Origin of the sequence: Emticicia sp. BO119 (genome assembly GCF_013912375.1) — a bacterium.
Taxonomy (GTDB): domain Bacteria; phylum Bacteroidota; class Bacteroidia; order Cytophagales; family Spirosomataceae; genus Emticicia.
The window spans coordinates 855,959-869,794 of record NZ_JACETV010000001.1 but is presented as its reverse complement, the minus strand read 5'-3'; the positions used below and the strand labels follow the sequence as shown (position 1 = coordinate 869,794).

Annotated in this window: 19 protein-coding genes; 1 reads left to right on the top strand and 18 read right to left on the bottom strand. The window is 37.0% G+C overall.

What is annotated here, in order from left to right:
• Positions 1-525 (top strand): hypothetical protein, encoded by a 525-nt coding sequence (locus tag H1R81_RS03830; RefSeq protein ID WP_181839346.1) that lies wholly within the window; start codon positions 1-3, stop codon positions 523-525.
• A 229-nt stretch (positions 526-754) separates the two neighbouring features.
• Here H1R81_RS03830 and H1R81_RS03825 read toward each other — a convergent pair whose 3' ends face one another.
• The 18 genes from H1R81_RS03825 to H1R81_RS03740 all read right to left on the bottom strand — a co-directional run bounded on the left by H1R81_RS03825 (position 755) and on the right by H1R81_RS03740 (position 13,834).
• Positions 755-1,762: a hypothetical protein gene (locus H1R81_RS03825; RefSeq protein WP_181839345.1), complete on the bottom strand. Its 1,008-nt coding sequence runs from the start codon at positions 1,760-1,762 to the stop codon at positions 755-757.
• Between the two features lie 826 nt (positions 1,763-2,588).
• On the bottom strand, positions 2,589-2,948 hold the full coding sequence (locus H1R81_RS03820) for a hypothetical protein (protein WP_181839344.1): 360 nt from the start codon (positions 2,946-2,948) through the stop codon (positions 2,589-2,591).
• A gap of 232 nt (positions 2,949-3,180) precedes the next feature.
• Entirely contained in the window at positions 3,181-3,495 is a 315-nt protein-coding gene (locus tag H1R81_RS03815; RefSeq protein WP_181839343.1) for a hypothetical protein, read from the bottom strand.
• Between the two features lie 109 nt (positions 3,496-3,604).
• Positions 3,605-3,940, bottom strand: coding sequence for a hypothetical protein (locus H1R81_RS03810; RefSeq protein ID WP_181839342.1), 336 nt, complete (start codon positions 3,938-3,940; stop codon positions 3,605-3,607).
• A 4-nt stretch (positions 3,941-3,944) separates the two neighbouring features.
• A complete protein-coding gene (locus H1R81_RS03805; protein ID WP_181839341.1) occupies positions 3,945-4,460 on the bottom strand; it encodes a hypothetical protein in 516 nt (171 codons plus the stop codon).
• Positions 4,453-5,256 carry a hypothetical protein gene (locus tag H1R81_RS03800; protein ID WP_181839340.1) on the bottom strand — a complete coding sequence of 268 codons (804 nt, stop codon included), beginning with the start codon at positions 5,254-5,256 and terminating at the stop codon, positions 4,453-4,455. The genes H1R81_RS03805 and H1R81_RS03800 overlap by 8 nt, the downstream gene beginning before the upstream one ends.
• Positions 5,253-5,711: a hypothetical protein gene (locus tag H1R81_RS03795; RefSeq protein WP_181839339.1), complete on the bottom strand. Its 459-nt coding sequence runs from the start codon at positions 5,709-5,711 to the stop codon at positions 5,253-5,255. The genes H1R81_RS03800 and H1R81_RS03795 overlap by 4 nt, the downstream gene beginning before the upstream one ends.
• A gap of 308 nt (positions 5,712-6,019) precedes the next feature.
• Positions 6,020-6,598: a hypothetical protein gene (locus tag H1R81_RS03790; RefSeq protein ID WP_181839338.1), complete on the bottom strand. Its 579-nt coding sequence runs from the start codon at positions 6,596-6,598 to the stop codon at positions 6,020-6,022.
• A 30-nt stretch (positions 6,599-6,628) separates the two neighbouring features.
• Positions 6,629-8,791 (bottom strand): glycosyl hydrolase family 28-related protein, encoded by a 2,163-nt coding sequence (locus tag H1R81_RS03785; protein ID WP_181839337.1) that lies wholly within the window; start codon positions 8,789-8,791, stop codon positions 6,629-6,631.
• Between the two features lie 2 nt (positions 8,792-8,793).
• Positions 8,794-9,204 carry a hypothetical protein gene (locus H1R81_RS03780; protein ID WP_181839336.1) on the bottom strand — a complete coding sequence of 137 codons (411 nt, stop codon included), beginning with the start codon at positions 9,202-9,204 and terminating at the stop codon, positions 8,794-8,796.
• Between the two features lie 5 nt (positions 9,205-9,209).
• Entirely contained in the window at positions 9,210-9,470 is a 261-nt protein-coding gene (locus tag H1R81_RS03775) for a hypothetical protein (RefSeq protein WP_181839335.1), read from the bottom strand.
• On the bottom strand, positions 9,457-9,693 hold the full coding sequence (locus tag H1R81_RS03770) for a hypothetical protein (RefSeq protein WP_181839334.1): 237 nt from the start codon (positions 9,691-9,693) through the stop codon (positions 9,457-9,459). The genes H1R81_RS03775 and H1R81_RS03770 overlap by 14 nt, the downstream gene beginning before the upstream one ends.
• A gap of 37 nt (positions 9,694-9,730) precedes the next feature.
• The gene (locus tag H1R81_RS03765) at positions 9,731-10,216 is read right to left on the bottom strand and encodes a lysozyme (RefSeq protein WP_181839333.1); all 486 of its coding nucleotides are present in this window, start codon (positions 10,214-10,216) and stop codon (positions 9,731-9,733) included.
• On the bottom strand, positions 10,216-10,506 hold the full coding sequence (locus H1R81_RS03760; RefSeq protein WP_181839332.1) for a hypothetical protein: 291 nt from the start codon (positions 10,504-10,506) through the stop codon (positions 10,216-10,218). Before H1R81_RS03760 ends, H1R81_RS03765 begins: the two co-directional genes overlap by 1 nt.
• 5 nt (positions 10,507-10,511) lie before the next feature.
• Positions 10,512-10,730: a hypothetical protein gene (locus H1R81_RS03755; protein ID WP_181839331.1), complete on the bottom strand. Its 219-nt coding sequence runs from the start codon at positions 10,728-10,730 to the stop codon at positions 10,512-10,514.
• Between the two features lie 16 nt (positions 10,731-10,746).
• Entirely contained in the window at positions 10,747-12,855 is a 2,109-nt protein-coding gene (locus tag H1R81_RS03750) for a hypothetical protein (protein WP_181839330.1), read from the bottom strand.
• Positions 12,852-13,370, bottom strand: a complete 519-nt coding sequence (locus H1R81_RS03745; RefSeq protein WP_181839329.1) for a hypothetical protein — start codon at positions 13,368-13,370, stop codon at positions 12,852-12,854. Before H1R81_RS03745 ends, H1R81_RS03750 begins: the two co-directional genes overlap by 4 nt.
• Complete coding sequence (locus tag H1R81_RS03740; protein WP_181839328.1) at positions 13,367-13,834, bottom strand: hypothetical protein; 468 nt, start codon at positions 13,832-13,834, stop codon at positions 13,367-13,369. Before H1R81_RS03740 ends, H1R81_RS03745 begins: the two co-directional genes overlap by 4 nt.
• Between the last annotated feature and the right edge of the window lie 2 nt (positions 13,835-13,836).

Below are 13,836 nucleotides of genomic sequence, written 5' to 3'. Positions count from 1 at the left end.
ATGAAAAAAATATTCTGCTACTTATTAGTTACTTTTCTTACTACTTCATGTGTTACAACTACTTATATTCCTTTTACAGAGGACATAAGACAAAATTTAGAACAACAAGGAGTTGACTTAAAAAAAATACAATTCTATTCAGAAAAAAATATCGTTCTAAAAAGGTATGCTGAAAAGAACACGGCTGAACTCCAACAGGGAAGTTTATCAAGGAACAGCACAACCATAAGAGAAAGAATTGCTTTCAGTTCAGGAGCAACAAAACTTGCAGGAGTCTGTAAAGCAACTGAACAGGGCACGATTGCTATTCAATTTGAAGAAGGAGAATTAGATAAGAAGAAAATTATGTTTTACAGGCAACATTCCGGTATTTATATATTTGATGGAGAGAACAAACTTATTTATGACGATGTGCCCTATGAAGTAATAGAAGGGTATAAAACAATGCTTATGTTATCATCAAAAGACACAAAAGACTTCATTAATTCAGATCGTCAGGTCAAAGGATTATACGTCAAACCGTGATTATGTATAAACATTACAGAGGAGGTATTTACCCTTTTCTTTTGTGAATTTAGTTAAGCCTGTACACCTGGTACAATCACATCAACTGTGAATTTTATCAAAGCATTAATCTGAGATCATTCACATTTCTTAGCTATCTTCACGCCATAGATAGCGTTACTCAATGCATGTTGTTTATGGCGTGTTTTTTTTACTAACATTTTGTGCATTCCCAACCCCATTTTACTTTCTACTTATTTTTTAAATATTCATAGTATTTAGCGACCCATAAAGACAGCTGTGCTAAAATTCTAGGGTTATTTATGTTGTATACACCTATTGGCGAATATTCAGTTTTTTGATTCTCTAATAATTTCTTCACAATTGAATACAAATATTCAGCATCAGAATCTTCATAAGGTAGAATACGAAGTTGACCAACCAGTGAACTAATGTCTTTTTTCTTATCTGCGCTAATTCCATTTATTAATGATATACCTATTTGCTTCGTTCTCGAATTTGGAAGTTGTATTAAACACCATGCTTGATAAGCTAAATGATTTTGATCACTTAAATTTGGTGATTTATCCCAATACAAATAGCTGTTTTTATCAATTAAATAACTATCTATTTCTCTATCTATAATATCCTTTATTTTTCCATCTAACTCATTAGATACCAAACCAATATTTTTCATTTCTTGGAAAATATAAGCAACTCCTATATTAACATTATGAACACACCCAATAATATCATTCTTACTATCTGAGTACGCCAAGCACTTACCATTTATTAAATTATCTGCGTAAGGAATTTTATTTATAGATTCAAGAAGATGGGTCAACCTTCTTCTTGGAATTATGCCAGCTTTATAACCTGCAACAAATGTAAAACCTACGTGGTCAGCCATAGTTACGGTATAGTTAGTATACTTGCTATTAACAGTTCCATCTTGAAATGCATCCCACTCATAGCCCAATCCATAGCCTAAACTATCAATTATATCATACGTTTTATTTAAGTATTTTTTACTTTCATTATTATCCCATCCTTTTATAATTGCTATTGCATGGGTTAAAGAAGAATACGTATTAACAATGGTTTCAGGAACTGTATCATTTTTAATTGTAGCTTCTATTAAGTTAATAGACAAATTCTTCCATTTTTCAACATTTGGGTCTGTATTTACCTTTTCATTTTTACAGTTTATCAATAATACAGTTAATAAAAAGATTGAAATTTTGATATTCTTTTTCATGTTGAATATTGTTTTTAATTCTGCTTAATATAAAATTCTACTTCAAAAACCCTAAGTGGTGCCAATTTGTTCACGAATTTCAGTCATCAAGTTCTTGAGGTTCATAGCAGCTTTCTGCAACTGATTATCAGGACAAACTGAGCAATATTTAAAGGTGAATGCAAAAAGTATAATTACCCATATTAACTCAACAAGCCAATTTACACTTTAATTTTGCTAATAATTGCCGATTTTATATACTTTTTAGTCTTAGTAAATTAGTCAAACAAGGCTACTTATTTGAGTAGTTTCAATTTTACCCAGTCAATACTAAGTTGCTTTTTAACCTATCGTGTCTCTGCAATATTCGAAAATTTTACTTTCCCAAATAGCACTAAAAAATAAAGCCCTCTCAAGAGGGCTCGCTTAGAGATTTTGTATCAAGAAATCCATTAAGTTTGGCACAAAGAAAATAAAATATTTTGAACCAATTTATTTTTTCAGTTAAATAAAAAAATAACAATGCAGATTTCAGTCAATGATAATTATTCTTAAATCAATTGCGTATTCAACCAATTCAATTTACACAAGGTATAGATTCACTATCCTTTTATCAATCAAGTTTTATAGTTTTCAGTATATATACAAAAATATTCTTCCGGAAAATAACGCTACATTCAGTGTGCATCGATAAAACAAAAGTGTGAATTTAACTGTATTTACATTCCAGGCCAATTCACACTTTACTTTATTAAAAATAACTGATTTATTGTAAATTGCAACATAATCAATAGCTTCAATGAGGAGAAAACATATTTCAAGAAGAAACATCCAAACACCAGACCCACTACTCGTTGGCGGCGTGTTCTTCCTTGCCGGGCTTGTTTTTGCCGACTATCTGCAACCCAGAAGCGTAAGCAGTAAAAAAACTACCAATGAGCATAGAGAAGATGGAGAGCAACCCGTCATTGAGCTTATCGAAACAAGCGAGAACAGTTACAGCCAAAATAGTAATACCTAAAGCGTAGGCAACAAACATTTTGTTACGTCTATCAAATTCCGATTCTCCAATCAGTCTTTGCTTTTCGTTTTCTGCGTCTAACTTTGTCATAAGCATTTGTTGTTCATGTTCAGGTTTAGCCTGTTCCAATTTGGCTTCGTTCCATTGCGCCAGTAGTGGCTGAACCTCCTTAAGAATAGCTTGCACTTCACCTTCTTTCTTCGGTAAATCTGAGTCCATCGCGATAGTTGTTTAAGTTTTTAGGAGAACAAATATAACAACTATCTTTAAAATCCCTTGTGAATAAATATCTGTGAAAATAACCGGTTAATTCACAACTTGTGAAAAATGTTGTGTGATATTATCCTGGTCTTTCACACCTGATGAGTCACATTTGTGAAAAACTAGGTGTGAAAATATCCGGGATAATCACAGCCGGTTACTCACATTTTGATTCATCAGGCATTAGCTGAATATCCACTTTTAGCTTTCCTGACTGAAATTCAAACCTGTCTTTTATCAAGTTTCCTAATCCAGCTACATAGTTATTACTTTTAGGAATAATAATAAATTCGCATTCAGTTTCTCCCTGCTGATTAACCAAAGAGGTTTTGTATTTCTTGTCAGCGTGTTGTTCTGCCATTTTCTTGACAGCATACTTTACCGTTTGCTTTCCAATATCGGCTACCATCTCTCTGTTCAATCCTTTTACGAATTGACCAAATGCCCTAAATTTATCAAAGATATTATCCATGTTGTTGCTAATTTATAGTGATAACCTAAACCAATAAAATCCCCCTGAAAATCAAGAGGATTTTAAAACTGACGAAACTTTTGAGTGCTGATTTATTAATTGTGAAAACTTATTTACTACTTGATTGTGCAGTCTTTTTCTCTTTCTTGGTTCCGAATAAAAGCCATGCAATGAACCCTAACAATCCTAAAGCCGAAGCAACTATTAACCATTGGACTACTTGCTGGTTAGTTTCCTGTTTAGCCTCTTCCTGTTTGAGTTCCAGAGCCTTACTAGCCAGAGCAATCTTTTGTGTATCCTGTTCAGCTTCGGCTAATTTTATCTGTTCCTCTAATTGCTCTACAGAGATTTTAGAAAGTTTAGTATTTTCCTTAGCAACGAAAATATCGGCTATTGGCTTAGCCAATGAACCAACGGTTGCGAGTATGGTAGCGAGTATTGGCATTGTATTAGTTCTTTGCTTTTGAGTTTCTTTTGACAAATCCGGCAATTATCAACCCTATTGCCGTAATTAGAGCAAAACCAAGAACGATGTTAGTAGTCGATAAGCTAGAAGTTCCAGAACCCTCACCTGAACCGCTACCCGATAAACTCTTTTTTGTATCAGCATCTCCGGTAATGTCAGCTAAATATTTCTCTAAATCCTCATTTTTCTTTTCATCCTGCTGAATCAAAGTTTCTTGTATTTCAGTTGTAACCTGACTACCCAATACCCAAGCCGAAACTGTCTTTGTAGAGGTAATAAATAAAGCCTTTACTTGATAGCTTACAGTAAGTTGCAAGAAACTACCGTTTTTTACGCCATTATAGCTACCTATAAAAGCATTTTTATTGAATACTTTATCACCACCAGTAAACACATTACCTAACTTTTCTGAGTCAAGATTGGCATCTTTGTACACAAATACACCATCTTGGGCGGCGTAAACATCTTCGCCAATTGTTTGAGGCAACTTATTAGCCATTTCTTTTTCTCTTTAAAAGTTTTACAATAATTACAACACCTAGTATAGAGACAACCCCAATTAGTACCTGCTTAAGTAATAGGCCCATTTCATCACTTGACAATGAGTCGCCACCCAACAGTTTTTTAAAGGTGACAATGTTCCTGAATCTATAGCCTTGAATCCATTGCCCTGCACGCTTGAAACTAAAATACCCGCCTTCAGCAATTTCTTTCGGACGGGTGATAATACCCATGTAATCATATTTCCGACCAGGAACAGCCGCTAAATCAGAGTAGTAAGCAGGATAAACAAAATTTGAAACCTTTACCCCGTCTATTTCATAAGCATTGGCCTGTACCGGGTCAGCAATTTCCATGAGCAATTCTTCGTCTGATACACCATCCCCATCAGCATCTAACTTAACCTGAATCTTGATATAGGGGTTAACCAGCTTTTCTAGTACTTCATGGGAACAAGTAATTGTCCAGTTAGCGGAATACTTTACAAGGCCAAAGGGGTTGCCACTATTATTCCCAACGGCGTACCCTTTGATACCTGTCCCTACTATTTTCGATGAAATGTTGTCTATGAAATGATACCCGTTTAAACCCTCCGTATCCATACTATCTACAATCCACGTTAGCCAAGTTCCTGCCGGAGCATCGCTTTGCGTTGAATAGTAGTTAATCTTCGCTTCTTTGCCATACGCTGGAAATAAATCACGGTCAACTTGTATCTGAAAAGCAGCAATAGCCCTTTGCATGTCTGTAAAGGATATTCGGCCTGTTAAATCTATGATACCTATGTTTATCATTTTCTGGCTTTAGCTTTTCGTTTTTTACCTAAGAAGTAAGCAGTAACAGCAACAACCACGACACCTAAGCCAATCCAGAGTTTTGTACTATTATCAGCTACCCATGTTACTACTCCCATTTCTTTTTGCACGACACCCGGTCTATCAGGATAGAAGTAGTTAGGATTGGGCGTATATAGTACATCACTAAAATCCCATTTATAGTACAAGTGGTCACGACTGAAATCTATGGAGCCATCAGAAAGAACGGAATCAGAAGACAGAAACTCTAGGTACTGTACCCCATTATAGACATAGATACCCCCAGTATAAAAGCCCATCAAGTCGCCTTTGAAACTGGTATCAATGACATTCAATGAACCATTGTCTTGTAACTGATAAATTTTAGTCGTCTCATTAGCGGTAAGAATATCGCCTTTTTCAACCGTTTTATAATACTTGATTCCTTTAGCCATTTTCTTAGATTTTTAGCCGGATATAACTTCTTTTCTGGCGTTGTTTCCTGGGTTGCACGCTTTTTATGGCGTTACTGCAGATGTGAATTTTTAGTGTGATTTATTCCAGGTCTATCACACCTGATTAATCACATCGTGAAAAAGTTCATGTGAACATTTAAAGCTTTATCATAGCCGGACATTCACATTTTGTGAAAATTTCTCTGTGAATTTAGGCTGCTGAATCACAATCGATTTATCACAGTTACCATGGTAATTAACGCTACAAATGGAGTTACTCAAGGCACGCCCCAATAGCGTTGACAGTTCTATTTTTTATCCTTTTTCTTGCCTACTACGACAAAGACTATCACCGTAACAGCAATCACTACACCTGAGCCAACCAAAAGTGCATTTTTTTTCAACCAACTTTCTTGCGGCTGTTCTTGTGTTACTACAGCATTATTATTACCGATAGAATTTGAATCATTCGCTGTAGGCCCCGTTACAGTAGTTCTATTACCTGAAAAAATACCCAAAACAGTATTCAGGATACTACCCAAACTGCCCCAGAAATTAGTATTACCAGATGCTACAGCTGTAGTCAGATAATTGTAATCAGGATTAGCTTTAAAACTGACTGGTTCATTTGATCGAATGTAGAATTTATCCGATGAGAAATCAGGTGATTGACTTGCCAACACTCTGTTAATCATTACAAACTCAATATAGCTTGTAGTTCCAATTTTTACGGTTTGCCCGGTAGCATAACCTATTCTGTCACCTAAGACAGCATTGTCATACTCAATTGCTTCAAGCCCGATTTTTTGAAATATTTTTACCTGGCCATCACATTGAATAATATCGCCCTGTTCTACGCCTTTTTTTATTTTTATTCCTAGTGCCATTTATTTAAAATTTATTAGTTAGCTATCTAATCAAGGCGCAATTGAACCGAATGTTTTCCAAGTACCAGGAGTACCCGCCGTAGTGCATACCCAGCCCATCGTACCGCCAGCGATCGGTGCAGAATTATATACTATATCCCCAATAGCCCATGTGCCTGTGCTAGGGGCTGCCGATGCAAATCTGATTTTCGCATTCGTCGAAACGACATAATCTATCAGAGCCGGGCTCGTCCCTGTTCCTGAATACAGAGCCACACTATTATTTTTTGTAGGATTGGTAATACTTACATAAGTCGCATTATTAGCCTGCAAACACTGTGTAAGCATATTGTTAAAGGCACAGTTAGTAAACTCGTAATGACCTCCTGTACCCTCTACATAAGAGGTACTACCACCGTCGAAGATTGTATCCGAAATCTTATAATTCCCTAAACCTAGTCTTGCACAATAGGATACAGGGTTTGCAAAAGAAGCTTTGAAATAACAATTAGAGATGCTGATGCTTGTGCCCAGATTACCGGCAGCAGTAATGTAGCCACGACATTTAGCATCTATATTACAATTAGAAATATTAACAATTGCATCCGCGTTAAGTGTTGATGAAAACAATCCAATTCCTAATCCATAACTAGAAGTAGACTGCTCTACCGTAGAATACACGCTCACGCCGTTGATTCCCAGATATTTATAACTAATCTGATTGGCGGCAGTTCCGCCAATCATTACTAATGCGGGTCCCGGAGCCACCACATTGGAGATAACACTTACATTAGACACCTGTACATTGCCCACATTAAAACGGTAGGTACTTCCATTTCCAACTGATGTAAAATTAAAAGGCGAATAGGCACTATTGCTAGTAATACTCAATCCATTTACAGTAAGCGTATTGTCTGCATTTCTGCTAGAAAAAAAGGCAAACCCATAATAATTGCGGGCGATTGACACACAATTGGATACCGATATATTAATACCTCCTAGTGAGTAACCATTTTTTGAAAGCACATTGGTTATGGTGGCGAATTGCACATTTGAATGGAAATCAAAGGCAGCCTGTGGAAACGCCTGTGCGGGGTCATTATCTGTTACACAACCCGTGATTGATATAAACCGATTGGGGATAGTGCCTCCAAACATAATGCCATGTCTGCCAGCTCGGTAATACCCGCCAACAATGTTCACATTCTGACAGGAAGCAATTGAAAGCCCATAGGCTGTTGGTGCAGAAGCATAATAACTGCCATTGGTGATACAATTACTGATGAGCACATTGTAACTATTATAAACATATATTGCTCTCTCGTTTGCGCCAGAAATATTACAGTTTGAAATTATCACATTGCTCATCTCATGGACAGAAAGACAACGCATATCATTATTTCGCTTAATCGTCAAGCCGTCAATAGTAACGTTTTTATAGTTCAGTTTCCTGATGGAAGCTCCTACGATGTAACTATCTAGAATAGGCGATTTGAGTGTAACAATAGCTGTTAACATGTCTACTGATTCAATTTCAGCGAATTCGCCCTTTATGTAATCAGGTCGCTCAAGACTCCAGAGTGAATCGGTAGAAATTGCTTGTATAAATAACACATCACCTTTAGCGAAGCCAGAAACCGTATTGAGAGAAATTGTTAAGGACTTTGCCGCAATAGGTGCAACATTAGCAGCTAATATAGTTGTACCGTTTACATTAATAGTTGTTGTGTCATTGGTAGTATGGGTAATGACGCTACCGTTTCCTTTGACTGACAAATTATTGCCTGTATAAGTCAGCGTACTGGTTATTTTGTAAGTACCTAAGGGGAGGCTTATGCCGCCATCCTGTGTAGCGGTTGCATTTAAACTATTTTGAATTGGGGTTGTATCATCTGTGACCCCGTCGCCTTTGGCGCCAAACCATTTTACATTCACATCACCGTTATAGACACGCTTTAAGCGTTTGCCTGAACTGGTAACTATAACCGTACCTACATTATCGGGCGATGTGGTATCAGTCGGGTCGTACTGAAAGAATCCCTCTTTATTTTTATCACTGACATACAAGAGATTTTTGCCGTTTAGCTGAGTAATTGTTAAACCTCTTAACTGCTGTAAGGTATACCCTTTTTCAAGTGGCCCAGGTTGAGAAGTCGATTGGGCAACCGAATCAAAAACAATGATAAAAAACAGAAATATGAGTATTTTTTTCATGATTAAACTGGTGTTGAAGTTTCTACTAAAAATATGGTTCCACTTGCATCAAAACTAACGACCGTACTTAATTGTTGTATCTGCCCTAATAAAACTGGGAATTGCCATGTCTGACCAACACCTAATGAAGTATTGCCATTGCCAACATTGATTGTACCCGCAGCATCTCCGATATTAGAAATTTTAATAAAACTTTTCCCGGCAGAAATACTTCCAGATGTACTAGACTCGCTTCTTGTGAAATTATTGTATACAGATGCAAAACTTAGCTGAGTGTTTATCACTGTCGGAGTAATACTTCCCGTTATAGTAGTGGAAGAAGTACCGACTTTGGGGATGCTCAAATTACTGAACAACTTATATAAGAGGTAACCAATACCTGAGATAAGTGCGACTATGCCTATTTTTTTCATTTTGATTATTGTTTACGTCTTAAGAATAAAAAACTGTTTTCGGCTACATTCACCAGAATTGAAACGATAGCGACTTTTCGCCAACCTTTCTTTCTTCTGGTTTCCCTTATGGCTATTGATTTCCAATGAGCCGTTGAATCTTTATAAGTTTTCAGGTCAATAGTCAATAATAACACAGCGGCATTAGCCACATTCAATTTTGCTTTGGTTTCATTGGCCTTTCTGATTTCAGATACAGCCACTTGCACCATATCATCTTGGGCCATTGTCCTGATGGAACCGCTTAATAGCGTCAGCATCAGACTCATTGCGAATAGTATCAATTTTAGCTTCATTATCTTCAAGAGTTTGTTTTGCTGTTTGAATCTCTTTCTGTCTCTTGGCTTCGGAGTGCTTTTCGCCTCTGCAAAACCCTACGGCAAAGACAAATACAGTATAGAGTAATGCACCTGTTGCAACCTTTAATATTTGCTTCCATTTCTCATTCATAGCTTGATAATAGTTCTAGTGAAAATTTTCGAACGTCTCACACTTTATATGGCGTTGCTGAAAATTTCATTTCTTTTTTGAAATACCATTCAGCTTCTCTTTTTCGGCGTATTGTTAAGCCAGGTATAACCACCTTTTGACCATTGATAGTACCTTTGTTCCACTTTAAAAACTCATCTCTGATAGTTGGGTCATTTGGATTAGCCAACACTTTTTTCTTTAAAGTAGACATATTGAAATTGCTTGAACCTATATTATAAATCAATTGACCCAGAGCGTCAAATTGTTGTTGATTAACATTTTGAGGTATATGAGGAGCAAAATCCTTTTTGAATAAATCCATCATTAATTTACTCGCCTCCGCTTCTGTTATAGGCGAGTCGAATTCGCTAACCTTCATTCCATTCGGATAATAGGTACTACCATAACCGATTGTCCATATGCCGACTTTATCTCGGTAAGGCTTCGACCTGAACGCCTCCGACTTTTTCAGTTCGAATAAACTTTTTGCTGATAGTTCCATTACTTAGGGGCTTTGGATTTGAGGACTGCAAAAAGAAAACTACTACCTGTATAGCCCAATGCGATTGCACCGACATTGGTCACCACATAGATTTCTTTTATATCTTCCCTTAAGAAAATTGTTACTATAGTTAAGACGATTGTCATTAAAACACTGGTTAACTGATTTTTCAAGTGAAATCTCAAACCCTGTTTTTTAGCATTGTCCATTTGTTCCAGATAACTAACCAGAATTCCTACCAGCCCCAAAATAGACAGTTGTATAAATTCCGCATTGAAAAGCTGTTCCATGAATGTTAAGGTTTAAAGCGTTTTTTCAAATATTTATTCCAAACCAGCGAACCAATCCCCGATGCGATAGCACCTACAAAACCAAGAAAAATGGTTTTAAAAATATCGAATGTCATAAATGTGCTAGGTTCAATAAAAAGATGTTTCAGTGGTTCTATTAGGGACATAATCAAACCTCCCACAAAAGGAATGTTTATGCTATCATTATTACCGTTTGCGGTCATATTTATAAGGGTTTGGTTATTCTAATTTGATTCTTCTGATACTGGTATACTGCCCGTACAGAATCACATCGACTGTCTGACCTGTACCCGGTATTTTCACTTTGATAGTCTGATTCTGCCACATTTCGTTATAGCGATTTACAGCCAGTAGCAACCATTCATTCTTAGATGGATGTTTCTTCACACGAACCACAGGTATATGGTAAAAGTCGGCCGAAGCAGGTTTTAACTGTTCCCCTGTATAATAAGAATTGCCGTTGTCCGTTGAGAAATCCACTCTTTGAATTGGTTGATTACCTACCAGAATGGTATCGTTTTGCTTGAGTTCATACAAAGCCATTGCTACCTGATCATACCCGATACAAGTTGACACTTCCATCATTCCCACATTTGTACTATATAAGCCTGGCTTTTTCTGCCCACTTATTGGGTCTTTTCCGGCGAGGCCGTGGTAATCAAATCCCTCAACTGCATTATAGGGGTCATGCCAATTCCAAGTACCATCTCCGATAAAGTTTGCCCAGGCAGTGACATTATACATATGAGAGAATGGTACAGCTACTTTGTAGTCTACGAAATAATAGGCCGAATCATTGGTTTTCTTATGATACCTACGAACACTATTAAAATCAGAGCCCGGAACAGTTTCGACATAACTCCAATTAAGGGCTAGAACTTTTTTGCTTGGATGATAAAGTTTGGCTAATTCAAATTCCTGAATCGTAGAATAAAACCATGAATGACTAATAAAATGCTGATAATCACCAGCATTAATTACATCAATATATTCACTCAAATAACCAGATGTACCATCATACTGTCCGGTACTGACGTTTATGTAGTTTACCGTCTTTGTCTCAAATTCTTTGGCAACCTGCGCAAGCGATTGATTATACTTGTTATTTTCGGCCAACATTTCCGGTTGTGTAATCTGTTGTAGGGTTGAGGATTTAAAACCCCTTGTACCCACATAAGACATCAATAATACATTCGGATTTGCTTGTTTAAAAGCGCGAAAAAGGCTTGCCATTTTATCAGCAGCAACCTGATTATCTAAAATATAATATGACCATGCTTCAAAATCGACAAAAAAGAATTTGTGATTAGCGGCGGGTTGAATCACATAAGAATTAAACCAACCATAGAGATTTTGAATAGGTGTATTAGCTACCCATTGGGTTGCACCCGGACCGTTAAGCCTTGGCGCGCCGTTATCGTACGCCCATTCATCATAAGAGGCACCGATGCGATTGATAAGTGGTATGCTGTTGTTCAACTTCCAGTCAATCACATTGAAACCCCTTGTCAAATAGTTTTGATTCTGGTAGTTGTAAGAACCGTCTAATTGACCGAAACCTAAAATATTATATTTATCGGTAAGGGTACCAAATTCAGGAAAAACGTATGGCAATTGAGGTAACCGGTTCGTCGAATTTCGTTTGTAAAAACTGGCTACTTTTGAAGTGTTGTCGCCTTTAAAATGGACAATGCTCTGTTTGGTTTCAGTAATATTGTTTCCATCAAACATACAAGCCATGATGCTGACATCACGACCTTTCATATTCGAAAAGTCGATAGCTTCCAATTGTTGCTTAGTCAACCAGTTGATTGAATTTTCAACTTTGTATTTGACAACTCCCTGACCATTCCCGAAACCTCTGGTATCTAAAGCAACCTGTACAAAGTTGTTGACTGTAGGTGTAACAGAGAACTGACTATAAAACTCATTGTTAGGCTGATAATACCAGTATGATCCACCATTATCAACCTGATAACCTGAATCTCCGGTTAGCCCGGTGGAAAACTGATTGACTACACTAAGACTACCTGCACCCATTGCACAACTCTGCATATCGGTAATCATACCACGCAGATTCGTCTGAAAGGCTGAATTGGTAGAAGGATAATAATAATAACCTCTGGCCAATCTTCGGAATGAGCGATTACTATTATTTAAAAAAGCATAATTTCCGACACTAACTGCCGGAATGTAAATCGTTTTGTCTGAATTATTAAACCCAGAGCCTAAAGCATTTTTAGTACAAGCATCATTTAAGCTACTGTATTTCGTTTGTGAGAAAACAGCAGTTGAAATGAGTAATAATATGAGCCATATTTTTTTCATACAGTACCGTCTTTAATTGGTTGTGCGTTTAATCCGTTTTTATCAATGTCATGGTAGAAATGCATTACCCCCTGTTGGTCAATCAGGAGCATTTCAGTTGTAGGTTCGTAGAAATAGAATCCGGTCGGATAGAAAGTATTTCCACTGACCTCATTAAAAGCGATGCTTCCATCATCCATACTGGTCGTGTAAACCGTTCCGTTCTGGTTGGTAACCTCTTCGTCTAAGTTCTTGTCAAGAGCCTCATCTATTGAAACATAAGACAAATAAATACCATTATCCAGATAAGCTTTTTTAATTGTAAAGGCACTGAGTGTGTTTGATGGAGGCACGTTAGGCGTACCTGTCCCACTACCTCCCCCACCACTAGCACCTACTACCACTGTTGAAGATTTATCAAGGATTACAGGCGTAGATTTTTTTTTAGAAAAATACCTGATAATAGCGACGGTGATTCCCACTACCCCAATGATAGAAACAGCCCCAATGATTTTATTTCGAATCTTTTTTTTCATAGATAAACCTGTGGTATACCTGTCTTTTGAACCATTTTATACAATTCTTGCGGGCTGACTTGTGAAGGAATTCGTTCAGGAAGATTCAGACCTAATTTATATTTCAGAAGTATGTAACAAATCTCACTACAGAAAAACCTGTCGTTGTTTTTCCACTGCATTCTGAGAATCAAATCTGTAATCAATGCTGATTTGTCATACCCTTTCCCATTGTTCAGTGTAAAAAAATCCATGATTTGCGCATCGACTGAACTACCCAAATCGAAAAGCAGAAACTCCCTTTTATTGATTTCAGAAAGAGGTTTGAACTGTACCCCTTTATCTTGCCACGAACTCAAACGGAGATTAGCATTAGGAAAAATGAACTCACAATGAATAATCTCATTGCGATTGCCCAGACTGAGCATAAACTTTCTCCAAAGATTTTTCTCCGCTATTGCGTGTTCAAAACCAATCAGGGCCATGA